The sequence below is a fragment of the Streptomyces sp. NPDC050704 genome, assembly GCF_040654355.1.
In the GTDB taxonomy this organism is placed as follows: domain Bacteria; phylum Actinomycetota; class Actinomycetes; order Streptomycetales; family Streptomycetaceae; genus Streptomyces.
In genome coordinates, this window is sequence record NZ_JBFAHW010000064.1 from 45,682 (window position 1) to 59,225 (window position 13,544).

Here is a 13,544-nt window from a genome sequence, read left to right on the forward strand (position 1 = left end):
GAGAGCCAGAGCCATATGTACGAGGAACAGCAGCGACCAGAGCCGCGCCCGGGCCGACAGGACCAGAGCCCTCTCGCGGGGTTCACCGTCGGTGTGACCGCCGCCCGCCGCGCCGACGAACTCGGTGTGCTCCTCCAGCGGCGCGGGGCCGTCGTCATGCACGCCCCCGCCCTGCGCATCGTGCCCCTCTCCGACGACAGTGAGCTGCTCGCGGCCACCAAGCAGCTGCTCCACGAGGCCCCGGACATCGTGGTCGCCACCACGGCGATCGGATTCCGCGGGTGGATCGAGGCCGCCGACGGCTGGGGGCTCGGCGAGGATCTGCTCGCCGTTCTCCAGGGAGTCGAGCTGCTGGCCCGCGGGCCCAAGGTCAAGGGCTCGGTCCGGGCCGCCGGGCTCACCGAGGAGTGGTCCCCGTCCTCCGAATCCATGGCCGAGGTACTCGACCGGCTGCTGGACGAAGGGGTCGAGGGGCGCCGGATCGCGATCCAGCTGCACGGCGAGCCGCTGCCCGGTTTCGTCGAGGCGCTGCGGGCGGCGGGCGCGGAGGTCGTCGGTGTCCCCGTGTACCGGTGGATGCCGCCGGAGGACATCGGGCCCGTCGACCGGATGCTCGACGCCACGGTCAGCCGGGGTCTCGACGCGCTGACCTTCACCAGTGCGCCGGCCGCCGCCTCGCTCCTCGGCCGCGCCGAGGACCGCGGGCTGCTGCCCGAGCTGCTCGCCGCCCTCAACCACGATGTGCTGCCCGCCTGCGTCGGCCCGGTCACCGCGCTGCCGCTGCAGGCCCGCGGCGTCGACACGGTCCAGCCGGAACGCTTCCGGCTCGGCCCTCTCGTACAGATCCTGTGTCAGGAACTGCCGTCCAGGGCTCGTACGCTGCCGATCGCCGGCCACCGGGTGGAGATCCGCGGGCACGCCGTGATGGTGGACGACGCGCTGCGGCCCGTACCGCCCGCCGGAATGTCGCTGCTGCGGGCGCTGGCCCGGCGGCCCGGCTGGGTGGTTGCCCGGGCCGAGCTGCTGCGGGCGCTGCCCGGCGCGGGCAAGGACGAGCACGCGGTGGAGACCGCGATGGCCCGGCTGCGTACGGCCCTCGGTGCGCCGAAGCTCATCCAGACCGTCGTCAAGCGCGGCTACCGGCTGGCGCTCGACCCGGCCGCCGACTCCAAGTACGGCGGCTGACGCCGGCTCCGGCCGTGCCGCCCGTACCGCACCAGCGCCGGAGTCAGCAGGGCGAACGCGAGGACGTGCAGCACGGTCCGTACGGCGTTCCAGGCCACCCACGGGTCCTCGAAGTCCTCGCGCACGGCGGCCGGATCGGCGATCGTGGCCGGATTGCCGGCGTCCACGAGGTCGGTGTTCAGCGGGATGTTGAAGCCGACGGTTACCAGGAACGCGAGCGCGTACGCGACAAATGCCGCGAACACCCACCACCGAAGACGTGGTGAGCCGCGCAACTGCCAGGCCGAGACGGCCGTCAGCAGCAGTGCGCCGCTGAAGATCAGCAGGAACACCGGGTTCTGGATGACGTCGTCGATGTTCTGCATGACCTCGATGTAGACGCGGTCGTCGCTGCGGGCCAGTGCCGGCATCACGTTGTCCGCGTACGTGCCGAAGAGTCCGGCCATCAGGCCCGTGGCGATCGTGGCGGCCAGCAGGACGCCCCCGGCCGTCGTCCGCCGCTCCTTGTTCGCCGCCGTGCTCGCTGTCGTGTTCCAGTTCGTGTTCGTCATGGTTACGAGTCAACCGGCGGGCCCGGCCCCGCGACATGGCCGGGACGCGCACGCGCATAAGCGGGCGTCCAGGGCGGTACGGCCGTATGGCTGTACGGAGGCCAAGGCGTTACTGGGGGTTCCGGCGGCGCGTGCGGGGAGGCACTGTAGGAGACGGACCCCTCACCGACTCCCTACCTCCTCACACCCTCGCCGATCCCTCACGGCGGCACTTTCTAGGCGGTGACAGGCACATGGCACTGGGCACGGCCACGGCCTCGTACGAGCTGCGGTTCGACTCCGGGCGGATCAGCCTGGATCTCCTGGCGACCACCCACCCCGAGGAACGGCTCGAATCGGTCGAGCCGTTGCGGGCCTGGATCAGCGGATCCGGACTCGTGCCGGTGGGCACCTCGCTGGCGGCGGCCGACTCGTCCTGGCTCGTGGGCTTCCGCGAACTGCGTGGACATATCGGGCAGTTGGTACGCGGGAAACCCTCCCCGGACTCCCGGCCCTTCGAGATCGCGCTGGCCCGCGTCAACGAACTCGCCCGCCCCGCACCGCCGGCACCGCGCGCGGTGCGGCACGCCGACGGCTCACTGGTCCGCGCCCTGGACGGCCCGCCCGCCTGCGCGGCCCTCCTCGCGGCGATCGCCCGCGACGCAGTGGAACTTCTCACAGATCCCGTCGCCCGCGCGCGCATCCGGCAGTGTGAGGGGGACAGCTGCCCCATCGTGTACCTGGACACCTCCCGGGGGCGTCGTCGCAGGTGGTGCTCCAGCGAGGTGTGCGGCAACCGGGAGAGGGTTGCCCGGCACCGGCGCAGAGCGGCGCTCGCGCGGGCCTAGGGCCGCGGCAAACCCGCGGGTATGTAGCTGCGTTCGCGCGGGCTAGGATCCCCCGGTGGAGCCCCCGTGAAACAAATGTGGGGCATGTGAAGAGAGTTGACCCTCTCTCGTCCCGCGCTCCGCAGAAAGAAATCCGTGCACATTGAACAGCGCAGCACCTCCGCCCGTATCCGGTGATGAGCGACCGACTGGGGGATCCCCCGGACACCGGAGGTAGGCGTGCGCAAGGATTCCGCCGTGGCCGATGAACGATCGCCGAGGGCCCGACATCGCATGTCCCAGCCCTCGGAACCGGACGAGGAGCTGATGCGTGCGCTGTATCGCGAACACGCCGGTCCTCTGCTCGCCTATGTGCTGCGGCTGGTCGCGGGGGACCGGCAGCGCGCGGAGGACGTCGTGCAGGAGACGCTCATCCGTGCCTGGAAGAACGCCGGTCAGCTCAACCGAGCGACCGGTTCGGTACGCCCCTGGCTGGTGACGGTCGCGCGGCGCATCGTCATCGACGGCCACCGCAGCCGGCAGGCCCGGCCTCAGGAGGTGGACCCGTCACCGCTGGAGGTCATCCCCGCGGAGGACGAGATCGACAAGGCGTTGTGGCTGATGACACTCTCTGACGCGCTCGAGGACCTGACCCCGGCCCACCGGGAGGTACTGGTCGAGACGTACTTCAAGGGGCGTACCGTAAATGAGGCAGCCGAGACGCTCGGAATACCCAGTGGCACGGTCCGCTCACGGGTGTTCTATGCCCTGCGTTCGATGAAGCTCGCACTGGAAGAGCGGGGGGTGACGGCATGAGCACATACGGGGGATACGGAACGGGTAGTCCTGGACCCATGCAAAGTGCGCAGGGACCGGGCGATCTGCACGAAACCGTTGGCGCCTACGCTCTCGGCATCCTCGACAACGCGGAGGCGACCGCCTTCGAGGCGCATCTCGCCACCTGCGAGTGGTGCGCCCAGCAGCTCGACGAGCTCGCGGGCATGGAGCCGATGCTGGCCGCCCTCGCGGATCTGCCGGGCTCAGTCGGCACCCCGGCCATCGGCGAGTCGCTGGCCGCCCGCCCGAGTCCACAGCTCTCGGACCGTCTGGTCGGCGAGGTGTCCGAGCGCCGTGTTCGCGCCAAGAGGAGCCGGCGTGCCTTCTTCGGGCTCGCGGCCTCCCTGATCATCGGCGGCCCGATCGCCGCGATCGCCGTCACCGGCGGCGAGACGGAGCAGCAGGCCCAGCAGCCCACGCACTCCACGGCTCCCGCCGAGGACGCGTTCAGGACCATGACCGAAAAGGTCAAGGCCACGGACGCGAGCACCCAGGTCAGCGCCACGGTCGGGATGGAATCCAAGGCCTGGGGGACCCACGCGGTCCTGGAGCTGAAGAACGTCAAAGGGCCGGAGAAGTGCTCCCTCATCGCCGTCGGCAAGAACGGCGAGCGGGAGACGGCGACCTCCTGGGCGGTCCCGAAGTGGGGCTACGGCATCAAGAACGCCACCACCGAGCAGGCCAAGAAGCCGCTCTACGTACACGGTGGCGTCGCCATGGACCCGGCCGACATCGACCACTTCGAGGTCATGACCTTCGCGGGCAAACGGCTGGTAGAGGTGAACGTGTAACACGATCCAGAGCGGATACGTAGCCTGACGGGCTCCCCTTCGCGTACGGTTGACGGCTGCCATGCACGTCAGAAGGGGGCCCGGTGGCCGCTCAGGTTCAGCAGGAAACGGCGCTTGATCCGGTAGGCGATTCGGTACGCGACCGGGAGATCGGTGTCGAGCAGGAGCACCTTGACCGGGTGTACCAGCGCCTTGAGGAAAAGATCCACGAGGCGGAGTTCCTGATGAACGACGCCGCCAAGCGCGGACAGGTCGGAACGCCGGGTGCGCTCGCCGAGCGCGACGCCCAGGTGTTCCGGGCGGGGGTTCATCTCAACCGCCTGAACAACGAGTTCGAGGACTTCCTCTTCGGACGGATCGACCTGCTCCTCGGCAAGGACGGCAAGAAGGGCCCGGACGGCGCGTACACCGCCGTGGAACCGGCGGAGGGGGCCGTCAGCGAGGACGGCACGGCCGACATCGCGGAGACCCTCCACATCGGCCGGATCGGCGTCCTGGACTCCGACTACGCGCCGCTGGTCATCGACTGGCGGGCCCCGGCGGCCGCGCCGTTCTACCGCTCCACCCCGGTCGATCCCGGCCGGGTGGTACGCCGTCGGGTCATCCGCTCCAAGGGCCGCAGGGTCCTCGGGGTCGAGGACGACCTGATGCGCCCGGAACTGAAGGCCACCATCGAGGGGCGTGAGCTGCCGGTGATCGGCGACGGCGCCCTGATGGCCGCGCTGGGCCAGGCCCGCAGCCACACCATGCGGGACATCGTCGCCTCCATCCAGGCCGAGCAGGACATGGTCATCCGGGCCCCCGCCGCGTCGGTGACGTACGTGGAGGGCGGGCCGGGGACCGGCAAGACGGCTGTCGCCCTGCACCGGGCCGCCTACCTGCTCTACCAGGACCGCCGCCGGTACGCGGGCGGCATCCTGATCGTCTCGCCCACGCCCCTGCTGGTGGCGTACACGGAAGGCGTCCTGCCGTCCCTCGGCGAGGAGGGCCAGGTCGCCATCCGCGCGGTCGGCTCCCTGGTCGACGGCGCCGAGGCCACGCTGTACGACGCGCCCGCGGTGGCGCGCGCCAAGGGGTCGTACAGGATGCTCAGGGTGCTGCGGAAGGCGGCCCGGGGGGCGCTGGAGACACCGGGCGCCGCCCCCCAGCCCTCGGGTCAGCTCGCGTTCGGTGACGACGAACCGCAGGACGACGAAACGCAGGCCCTCGCCACCCCCACCAACCGCCTGCGCGTCGTCGCCTTCGGCCGCCGGCTGGAGCTGGAGGCGCCCGAACTGGCCCGTATCCGGGACAACGCGCTCTCCGGGACCGCGCCGGTGAACCTGCTGCGCCCGCGCGCCCGCAAACTGCTGCTCGACGCCCTGTGGTCGCGGTCCGGCGCCGGGACCCGGCACTCCGACCCCGAGCTGGCGGCGGAACTGCGCTCGTCGTTCGACGAGGACGTCAGCTCCGAGGACAGCTTCATCGCGTTCTTCGAGGCCTGGTGGCCGGAACTGACGCCGGGTTCCGTCCTGGCGGCGATGGCCGACGAGAAGCGGCTCGGCCGGTGGGCGCGGCGAATCCTCAACCCCGGCGAGGTACGGCGGGTGGCGCGCTCCCTCAAGCGGGACGGGCTCTCCGTGCACGACGTGGCGATGCTCGACGAGCTGACCGCCATCCTCGGCACCCCGGCCCGTCCCCGCAAGAAGCGCGACCTCGACCCGCTCGACCAGCTCACGGGCCTGGACGAGCTGATGCCCGTACGCGAGGAGACGCAGCGCGAGCGCGCCGAGCGGCTTGCCCAGGAGCGTACGGAGTACGCGCACGTCATCGTCGACGAAGCGCAGGACGTCACGCCCATGCAGTGGCGCATGATCGGCCGCCGTGGCCGGCACGCCACCTGGACGGTCGTCGGCGACCCCGCCCAGTCGTCCTGGTCGGACCCGGACGAGGCCGCCGAGGCCCGCGACGAGGCCCTCGGCAGCCGCCCGCGCCGCCGCTTCACGCTCACCGTGAACTACCGCAACCCGGCGGAGATCGCCGAACTCGCGGCCAAGGTCCTGGCCCTCGCCATGCCCGGCTCCGACTCCCCGTCCGCGGTCCGCTCGACGGGCGTACGGCCGCGGTTCACCGTCGTACGCGGAACCCTGGGCAAGACCGTGCGGGAGGAGGCGGCCCGGCTGCTCGACCAGGTCGACGGCACGGTCGGCGTCGTCGTCGCCATGAACCGGCGCGCGGAGGCCACGCGCTGGCTGGCCGCGCTCGGGGACCGCGTGGTGGCCCTCGGCAGCCTGGAGGCCAAGGGACTGGAGTACGACGCCACAGTGGTCGTCTCCCCGGCGGAGATCGCCGACGAGTCCCCCGCGGGGCTGCGCGTGCTGTACGTGGCCCTGACCCGGGCCACCCAGCAGCTGACGGTGGTCTCGGCCGACCGGGACGTGCCCGACGCGGACGGCGTTCCGGACCTGCTCCGGGACTGACCGGGTGGCTTCGACGGGTCCGACCGTGTGGCCGCGGAACGAACTCTCGGGACGGGAATTGCCTTACGGGATTCGTTTGTTACCTTGGACATGGCACCGGCCCGATCCAAGCCCCCGGGCCCAACCTTCGTCGCTACGAGCGACCACTTGCCGCGAGGCGAGCATGGCGGGTCGGTGTCATTGAACGCGCACGACGAAGTACCAGAGGTCCACGTCACCCGGTGACGTGGACCTCACTTCGTTGTGAACAAAACGTTCGCAATCCGGGGCGGCTACCACGTACTCCGCGGTAGGTGCGACGATCGGACGGCAAACTCGCGAGCCGGTAACGCTCGCAGTACACGGTGAAAGCAGAGGAAGTCGGCCATGGCAACGGCGCCCAGCGTCTCCTACTCGATGACGGTCCGGCTGGAGGTGCCCGCAAGCGGAACCGCGGTCTCCCAGCTCACCGGGGCCGTCGAGTCCCACGGAGGCTCGGTGACCGGCCTCGACGTGACGGCCTCCGGCCACGAGAAGCTCAGGATCGACGTCACCATCGCGGCGACGTCCACCTCGCACGCGGACGAGATCGTCGAACAGCTGCGCGGCATCGAGGGCGTCACGCTCGGCAAGGTGTCCGACCGTACGTTCCTGATGCACCTCGGCGGCAAGATCGAGATGCAGTCCAAGCACCCGATCCGCAACCGTGACGACCTCTCGATGATCTACACGCCGGGTGTCGCCCGGGTGTGCATGGCGATCGCCGAGAACCCCGAGGACGCCCGCCGCCTGACCATCAAGCGCAACTCGGTCGCGGTCGTGACGGACGGCTCGGCCGTGCTCGGCCTGGGCAACATCGGCCCGATGGCCGCCCTGCCGGTGATGGAGGGCAAGGCGGCCCTCTTCAAGCGGTTCGCCGGCATCGACGCCTGGCCGATCTGCCTGGACACCCAGGACACCGACGCGATCGTCGAGATCGTGAAGGCCATCGCGCCGGGCTTCGCGGGCATCAACCTGGAGGACATCTCGGCGCCCCGCTGCTTCGAGATCGAGGCGCGGCTGCGTGAGGCCCTCGACATCCCGGTCTTCCACGACGACCAGCACGGTACGGCGATCGTCGTGCTCGCCGCCCTGACGAACGCCCTGCGCGTCGCGGGCAAGGCCATGGGCGACATCCGCGTCGTCATGTCCGGTGCGGGCGCGGCCGGTACGGCCATCCTGAAGCTGCTGCTCGCCGCCGGCGTCAAGCACGCGGTCGTGGCCGACATCCACGGTGTCGTGCACGCGGGCCGCGAGGACCTGGTCGAGGCCGCCCCGGACTCGCCGCTGCGGTGGATCGCCGACAACACCAACCCCGAGGGCGTCACGGGCACGCTGAAGGAGGCCGTGCGGGGCTCGGACGTCTTCATCGGCGTCTCGGCCCCGAACGTCCTGGACGGCGACGACGTGGCCGCCATGGCCGAGGGCGCGATCGTGTTCGCGCTCGCGAACCCCGACCCCGAGGTCGACCCGGCGATCGCCCGCCAGACGGCGGCCGTCGTGGCCACCGGCCGTTCCGACTTCCCGAACCAGATCAACAACGTGCTGGTCTTCCCGGGTGTCTTCCGCGGTCTCCTGGACGCGCAGTCCCGCACGGTCAACACGGAGATGATGCTCGCCGCCGCGACCGCCCTCGCCGACGTGGTCACCGAGGACGAGCTCAACGCGAACTACATCATTCCCAGCGTCTTCAACGAGAAGGTCGCGGGCGCGGTCGCTGGCGCGGTCCGCACGGCGGCCAAAGCCGCGGGCGCTTCGGCGCCCACGGCCCCCTGAGGGGCGCCCCGGCTCGTGTTTTCGGCTGCGGGCCGTGGGGGCTGGTCGCGCAGTTCCCCGCGCCCCTAAAGGGGCGCCTGCCTGACGGGGCGCCAGTTTGACGGGGCGTCTGCCGGAAGGGGTGCGGGGTGTTGTGACAGTGGCCACGGCGGTGCGGTTCCGGCGCGTCGTGGGAGGCTCGGACTGTGGCCGCCTTTAGGGTGGCGGCCAGGCTCGGGCAGTGCAGGCCTTTGCGTGTGACTCCCAAGGGTGTTCGTGTGACTCCCAGGGGTGCCGGATTGGCTTTCCCGCCGCAGGTGGGGGCAGGATGCGTCTTCGGGCGCGAGGGTCTGGCTACGGACCCGGGTCCGGGGACCGACCGAGGACCCTGGCAGCATCGACTTCGCTGTGCCCAATATGCGGCTCCGCCGCGTGGCACGCCTCAACGGCAAGAAGAACACGGGAGTAACAACATGAACCGCAGTGAGCTGGTGGCCGCGCTGGCCGACCGCGCCGAGGTGACCCGCAAGGACGCCGACGCCGTTCTGGCCGCGTTCGCCGAGACCGTCGGCGAGATCGTCGCCAAGGGTGACGAGAAGGTCACCATCCCCGGCTTCCTGACCTTCGAGCGCACGCACCGTGCCGCTCGTACCGCGCGCAACCCGCAGACCGGCGACCCGATCAACATCCCGGCCGGCTACAGCGTGAAGGTCTCCGCGGGCAGCAAGCTCAAGGAAGCCGCCAAGGGCAAGTAAGGCCAACGCCGCCCGCGTCACGGGACGGCACACGGCAGAGCAGTACGCGAATGGGGCGGCCACCCGATCATCCGGGTGGCCGCCCCATCGTCGTACGCGGGAAGGGTGTTATCCGAGCGCCTTGCCCGGCAGCTCGACCTTCGCGCCGAGCTCGACGAGCTTCTCCATGAAGTTCTCGTAGCCGCGGTTGATCAGGTCGATGCCGTGGACGCGGGAGGTGCCCTGGGCCGCCAGCGCCGCGATGAGGTAGGAGAAGCCGCCGCGGAGGTCGGGGATCACCAGGTCGGCGCCCTGGAGCTTCGTCGGGCCCGACACGACCGCGGAGTGCAGGAAGTTGCGCTGGCCGAAGCGGCAGTTCGAGCCGCCCAGGCACTCGCGGTAGAGCTGGATGTGCGCACCCATCTGGTTGAGCGCGGAGGTGAAGCCGAGGCGGGACTCGTACACCGTCTCGTGGACGATCGAGAGGCCGGTCGCCTGCGTGAGGGCGACGACGAGCGGCTGCTGCCAGTCGGTCTGGAAGCCGGGGTGGACGTCCGTCTCCAGGGCGATCGACTTGAGCTGGCCGCCCGGGTGCCAGAAGCGGATGCCCTCGTCGTCGATCTCGAAGGCCCCGCCCACCTTCCGGTAGGTGTTCAGGAACGTCATCATCGAGCGCTGCTGGGCGCCGCGGACGTAGATGTTGCCTTCGGTCGCCAGCGCCGCGGAAGCCCACGAGGCGGCCTCCAGGCGGTCCGGGAGGGCCGCGTGGGTGTAGCCGCCGAGCGAGTCGACGCCGGTGATCCGGATCGTCCGGTCGGTGTCCATCGCGATGATCGCGCCCATTTTCTGCAGAACGCAGATCAGGTCCTCGATCTCCGGCTCCACGGCCGCGTTCGAGAGCTCTGTCACGCCCTCCGCCAGGACCGCCGTCAGCAGCACCTGCTCGGTCGCGCCCACGGACGGGTACGGCAGCTGGATCTTCGTGCCCCGCAGCCGCTGCGGAGCCTCCAGGTACTGGCCGTCCGACCGCTTCTCGATCGTCGCGCCGAACTGCCGCAGCACCTCGAAGTGGAAGTCGATCGGCCGGCCGCCGATGTCGCAGCCGCCGAGACCCGGGATGAACGCGTGGCCAAGACGGTGCAGCAGCGGGCCGCAGAACAGGATCGGGATGCGCGACGAGCCCGCGTGCGCGTCGATGTCGGCGACGTTCGCGCTCTCCACGTGCGACGGGTCCAGGATCAGCTCGCCCGGTTCCTCTCCCGGACGGACCGTCACTCCGTGCAGCTGCAGCAGCCCGCGCACGACGCGCACGTCGCGGATGTCGGGGACGTTGCGCAGCCGGCTCGGCGCACTGCCGAGCAGCGCGGCGACCATGGCCTTCGGTACGAGGTTCTTCGCACCGCGGACACGGATCTCGCCCTCCAGCGGGGTGCCGCCGTGGACAAGGAGTACGTCATCTGAGCCGTTGACGGTCATGTATCTCGCGTTCCGATGAGTTGGACGGGGGACAGGGGAAAGCTGGGTTGTCGGGCCGAGCCGAAGAAGCAAGCGTAATGGCCGCCTACCCCCCTTCAGTAAGCCCAAGGGCGCCCCAGGGACGTCATAGCTTTGCCACAACACGAACCGCTCCCCGCCGGACACACGCGGTCACGGGCGCGCCCATGCGCTCCACCTGCACCTGTACGCCCTGAGCTGCATTCACTCGGGTACGGGCATTGCCTCCCCCCTGGCGGGGAAGATGCGGGATCATGTCTCGCATGACCGAGGTGTCCTCGCTCACAGGGCGGCTGCTCGTGGCCACTCCCGCCCTGGCGGACCCGAACTTCGACCGCGCTGTGGTGCTGCTCCTCGACCACGACGAGGAGGGCTCCCTGGGCGTCGTCCTCAACCGCCCGACGCCCGTGGACGTGGGCGACATCCTCTCGGGCTGGGCCGACCTCGCCGGTGAGCCCGGCGTCGTCTTCCAGGGCGGCCCGGTCTCGCTCGACTCGGCACTCGGGGTGGCCGTGATCCCGGGCGGCGCGTCCGGGGAGCGGGCTCCGCTCGGCTGGCGCCGGGTGCACGGCGCGATCGGACTCGTGGACCTGGAGGCCCCGCCGGAGCTGCTGGCCTCGGCGCTGGGTTCGCTGCGGATCTTCGCCGGGTACGCGGGCTGGGGCCCCGGTCAACTGGAGGACGAACTCGGCGAGGGAGCCTGGTACGTCGTCGAGTCCGAGCCCGGTGACGTCTCGTCGCCCGCTCCGGAGCGGCTGTGGCGCGAGGTGCTGCGCCGCCAGCGCAGCGACCTGGCGATGGTGGCCACATATCCGGACGACCCTTCGCTCAACTGATGCGCGTCGGCTTCAGCCTGTTCTTGCGAGGAACCCCGGCGTTCACGTCCAGGGAGGAATCGCATCTGGTGGTGGCGGTGCGGGGCGCCGCGGAGATCGGGCCGGGGGCGACAGGCCGCGGGGCGGCTGGGTGACTTCTCGGCGGAGCCGGGGCGTGCTGGGCGCTGTGGCCGTGGGGCGGGGGTGGTCGCTCGTTCGGGTGAGGGGAGGGGAACGCGTGGTGGCTGCTCGTACGGGTGTGTACGTTCCTGGTCATGAAGCTGGTGGTGCGGGTCAAACTCCTGCCGACGCCCGTGCAGGCGGCGGCACTTGCGGCGACCCTGCATGCCTGCAACGAGGCCGCCACCTGGGCCGCTCAGGTCGCCTTCGAGGAGCGGGCGGCCAAACCCCTGGCCCTGCGCAAGCACACCTACCAGCAGATCAAGACCCGGTGGAATCTGGGGGCGCAGGCCGCCCAGCACGCGATCAAGAAGACCTGCGACGCCTACACCACGCTGCGCGCCAACCTCCGCAACGGAAACCACGGCAGGCCCGGCTCGAAGCGGTACGAGAAGGCGGCCGGCAAGCCAGTCGCCTTCCGCGCGGACGCCGCTCAGCCCTATGACGACCGGATGCTGTCCTGGCAGCACCAGCAGCGCACGCTGTCGATCTGGACCGTGGCCGGGCGGATGAGAAACGTCGCGTTCACCCGTGAGCCGGGGCAGCTGGCGGTGGTGGCCGCGCATCGCAGAGGTGAGTCCGATCTGCTGTGCCGGGGCGGGCAGTGGTATCTGCTGGTGACCTGCGACATCGCCGAGGCCGGGCAGAACGCCCACCCGGTGGGGTTCGTCGGGGTGGACCTGGGCATCGTCAACATCGCCACCGCCTCCACCGGTGAGCGGTACAGCGGGCGCCGCCTGAACCAGTGCCGTGCAGCGGACCGCACGCTGCGCACCAAGCTGCAGACGAAGAACACCAAGTCCGCCAGGCGGCGGGCGAAGAAGCACGCGGGTAAGGAGAAACGCCGGGCCCGCGACCTCAATCACAAGATCAGCAAGCGCATCGTGGCGGAGGCGAATGGGGGTACCTCCCGCGCGAGCGAAGCCGAGCGTGGGGGAGCACCGGTCGCGGAATCGCCCTGGAAGATTTGACGGGCATCCGCGGACGGGCACGGCTGAGAAAGCCCCAGCGGGTCACGCTGCACTCCTGGTCGTTCCACCAGCTCGGCGCGTTCATCGCCTACAAGGCGAAACGCGCCGGGGTCCCGGTGGTGTACGTCGATCCGGCGTACACCAGCCGGGAATGCTCCCGCTGTCACCACATCGAGAAAGCCAACCGGCCCTCCCAGGCCGTGTTCGTCTGCCGGTCGTGCGGCTTCGCTGAGCACGCTGACCAGGGGGGCACCTCCCGCGCGAGCGAAGCCGAGCGTGGGGGAGCGTCCCACAACATCAGCCACCGAGGCTGGTACGCGTGGGTCCGCGGGGCCGAGTCACAGGCCCCTGCCCTCACCCTCATCGCCTGACCGCGACACCATCGAGTGTGAGAGCTGGACGCAGCCGGGACCACCGAGCCATCGGTGAACCCGAGCAGCAAGCCCGTCGCTTCAACGACGAGTAGTTGACTACTCTTGCGGTTATGAGCACTCTTGAGCCTGAGACCCAGCCCCAGCGAGGTACTGGGACGGGGACCCTCGTAGAGCCGGCACCGCAGACGTCGCACGGCGACGGTGACCACGAGCGCTTCGCCCACTATGTCCAGAAGGACAAGATCATGGCGAGCGCGCTGGACGGCACGCCGGTCGTGGCGCTCTGCGGCAAGGTGTGGGTCCCGGGCCGCGACCCGAAGAAGTATCCGGTCTGTCCCATGTGCAAGGAGATCTACGAGTCCATGGGCGCCGGCGGCGACCAGGGCAAGGGCGGCGACGACAAGTAACGCCCGGCGCGCCTCGGTGCGGTACGGCGCGTAGGACGAGAGCGGAGCACGGCCGCGGCGCCCCGATGCGGGGCCTGAGCACTCGGCGCCGCTGCCGCACCGGCCAGCGCGACCCCGGCACCGGTCACAGCGGACTTCTTCAGAAACTTCCGGCGGTTCAGCGGCAT

At 70.4% G+C, this 13,544-nt stretch carries 14 protein-coding genes and 1 pseudogene; 11 read left to right on the forward strand and 4 right to left on the reverse strand.

From position 1 onward, the window contains the following. Nucleotides 1–15: 15 nt before the first annotated feature. On the forward strand, nt 16–1,185 hold the full coding sequence (locus AB0I18_RS31880) for a uroporphyrinogen-III synthase (protein WP_363109108.1): 1,170 nt from the start codon (nt 16–18) through the stop codon (nt 1,183–1,185). Here AB0I18_RS31880 and AB0I18_RS31885 read toward each other — a convergent pair. Then, nucleotides 1,137–1,736: an anthrone oxygenase family protein gene (locus AB0I18_RS31885; protein WP_363109097.1), complete on the reverse strand. Its 600-nt coding sequence runs from the start codon at nt 1,734–1,736 to the stop codon at nt 1,137–1,139. The two genes, AB0I18_RS31880 and AB0I18_RS31885, sit on opposite strands and share 49 nt — an antisense overlap. A gap of 233 nt (nt 1,737–1,969) precedes the next feature. Between AB0I18_RS31885 and AB0I18_RS31890 the strand changes: the two genes are divergently transcribed. From AB0I18_RS31890 to AB0I18_RS31900, 3 genes are all read left to right on the forward strand, one after another. Continuing rightward, complete coding sequence (locus AB0I18_RS31890; protein WP_363109098.1) at nt 1,970–2,563, forward strand: CGNR zinc finger domain-containing protein; 594 nt, start codon at nt 1,970–1,972, stop codon at nt 2,561–2,563. Nucleotides 2,564–2,836: 273 nt separating this feature from the next. Next, nucleotides 2,837–3,358, forward strand: coding sequence for a sigma-70 family RNA polymerase sigma factor (locus tag AB0I18_RS31895; protein ID WP_221357382.1), 522 nt, complete (start codon nt 2,837–2,839; stop codon nt 3,356–3,358). 38 nt (nt 3,359–3,396) lie between these two features. Then, nucleotides 3,397–4,170 carry a zf-HC2 domain-containing protein gene (locus AB0I18_RS31900; protein WP_363109099.1) on the forward strand — a complete coding sequence of 258 codons (774 nt, stop codon included), beginning with the start codon at nt 3,397–3,399 and terminating at the stop codon, nt 4,168–4,170. Between the two features lie 68 nt (nt 4,171–4,238). Here the strand turns inward: AB0I18_RS31900 and AB0I18_RS31905 are convergent, their stop codons facing one another. After that, entirely contained in the window at nt 4,239–4,379 is a 141-nt protein-coding gene (locus tag AB0I18_RS31905) for a hypothetical protein (protein WP_363109100.1), read from the reverse strand. 15 nt (nt 4,380–4,394) lie between these two features. Between AB0I18_RS31905 and AB0I18_RS31910 the strand changes: the two genes are divergently transcribed. From AB0I18_RS31910 to AB0I18_RS31920, 3 genes are all read left to right on the forward strand, one after another. Next, nucleotides 4,395–6,629: a UvrD-helicase domain-containing protein gene (locus AB0I18_RS31910; RefSeq protein WP_363109101.1), complete on the forward strand. Its 2,235-nt coding sequence runs from the start codon at nt 4,395–4,397 to the stop codon at nt 6,627–6,629. A gap of 366 nt (nt 6,630–6,995) precedes the next feature. Next, nucleotides 6,996–8,423: an NAD-dependent malic enzyme gene (locus AB0I18_RS31915; protein WP_363109102.1), complete on the forward strand. Its 1,428-nt coding sequence runs from the start codon at nt 6,996–6,998 to the stop codon at nt 8,421–8,423. 452 nt (nt 8,424–8,875) lie between these two features. Continuing rightward, nucleotides 8,876–9,157: an HU family DNA-binding protein gene (locus AB0I18_RS31920; protein WP_105974351.1), complete on the forward strand. Its 282-nt coding sequence runs from the start codon at nt 8,876–8,878 to the stop codon at nt 9,155–9,157. Between the two features lie 108 nt (nt 9,158–9,265). Here AB0I18_RS31920 and murA read toward each other — a convergent pair whose 3' ends face one another. After that, nucleotides 9,266–10,612, reverse strand: a complete 1,347-nt coding sequence (gene murA / locus AB0I18_RS31925; RefSeq protein ID WP_363109103.1) for a UDP-N-acetylglucosamine 1-carboxyvinyltransferase — start codon at nt 10,610–10,612, stop codon at nt 9,266–9,268. 281 nt (nt 10,613–10,893) lie between these two features. Between murA and AB0I18_RS31930 the strand changes: the two genes are divergently transcribed. From AB0I18_RS31930 to AB0I18_RS31945, 4 genes are all read left to right on the forward strand, one after another. Next, nucleotides 10,894–11,466, forward strand: a complete 573-nt coding sequence (locus AB0I18_RS31930; RefSeq protein ID WP_363109109.1) for a YqgE/AlgH family protein — start codon at nt 10,894–10,896, stop codon at nt 11,464–11,466. A gap of 254 nt (nt 11,467–11,720) precedes the next feature. Further along, complete coding sequence (locus AB0I18_RS31935) at nt 11,721–12,596, forward strand: transposase (RefSeq protein ID WP_363109104.1); 876 nt, start codon at nt 11,721–11,723, stop codon at nt 12,594–12,596. Next, nucleotides 12,593–12,967 (forward strand): transposase, encoded by a 375-nt coding sequence (locus AB0I18_RS31940; protein WP_363109105.1) that lies wholly within the window; start codon nt 12,593–12,595, stop codon nt 12,965–12,967. The genes AB0I18_RS31935 and AB0I18_RS31940 overlap by 4 nt, the downstream gene beginning before the upstream one ends. 113 nt (nt 12,968–13,080) lie before the next feature. Next, nucleotides 13,081–13,377, forward strand: a complete 297-nt coding sequence (locus AB0I18_RS31945) for a DUF3039 domain-containing protein (RefSeq protein WP_363109106.1) — start codon at nt 13,081–13,083, stop codon at nt 13,375–13,377. Between the two features lie 71 nt (nt 13,378–13,448). Here the strand turns inward: AB0I18_RS31945 and AB0I18_RS31950 are convergent. After that, nucleotides 13,449–13,544 (reverse strand): annotated as a pseudogene (locus tag AB0I18_RS31950) (twin-arginine translocation signal domain-containing protein); the annotation flags it as partial.

What these genes read in the sequence shown, in the direction of transcription:
- AB0I18_RS31900 (WP_363109099.1), top strand. Translation starts at nt 3,397, where the DNA reads ATGCAAAGTGCGCAGGGACCGGGCGATCTGCACGAAACCGTTGGCGCC.
- AB0I18_RS31910 (WP_363109101.1), top strand. Translation starts at nt 4,395, where the DNA reads ATGAACGACGCCGCCAAGCGCGGACAGGTCGGAACGCCGGGTGCGCTC.
- AB0I18_RS31890 (WP_363109098.1), top strand. Translation starts at nt 1,970, where the DNA reads ATGGCACTGGGCACGGCCACGGCCTCGTACGAGCTGCGGTTCGACTCC.
- AB0I18_RS31915 (WP_363109102.1), top strand. Translation starts at nt 6,996, where the DNA reads ATGGCAACGGCGCCCAGCGTCTCCTACTCGATGACGGTCCGGCTGGAG.
- AB0I18_RS31895 (WP_221357382.1), top strand. Translation starts at nt 2,837, where the DNA reads ATGTCCCAGCCCTCGGAACCGGACGAGGAGCTGATGCGTGCGCTGTAT.
- AB0I18_RS31885 (WP_363109097.1), bottom strand. Translation starts at nt 1,736, where the DNA reads ATGACGAACACGAACTGGAACACGACAGCGAGCACGGCGGCGAACAAG.
- AB0I18_RS31945 (WP_363109106.1), top strand. Translation starts at nt 13,081, where the DNA reads ATGAGCACTCTTGAGCCTGAGACCCAGCCCCAGCGAGGTACTGGGACG.
- AB0I18_RS31880 (WP_363109108.1), top strand. Translation starts at nt 16, where the DNA reads ATGTACGAGGAACAGCAGCGACCAGAGCCGCGCCCGGGCCGACAGGAC.
- AB0I18_RS31930 (WP_363109109.1), top strand. Translation starts at nt 10,894, where the DNA reads ATGACCGAGGTGTCCTCGCTCACAGGGCGGCTGCTCGTGGCCACTCCC.
- AB0I18_RS31935 (WP_363109104.1), top strand. Translation starts at nt 11,721, where the DNA reads ATGAAGCTGGTGGTGCGGGTCAAACTCCTGCCGACGCCCGTGCAGGCG.
- murA (WP_363109103.1), bottom strand. Translation starts at nt 10,612, where the DNA reads ATGACCGTCAACGGCTCAGATGACGTACTCCTTGTCCACGGCGGCACC.
- AB0I18_RS31920 (WP_105974351.1), top strand. Translation starts at nt 8,876, where the DNA reads ATGAACCGCAGTGAGCTGGTGGCCGCGCTGGCCGACCGCGCCGAGGTG.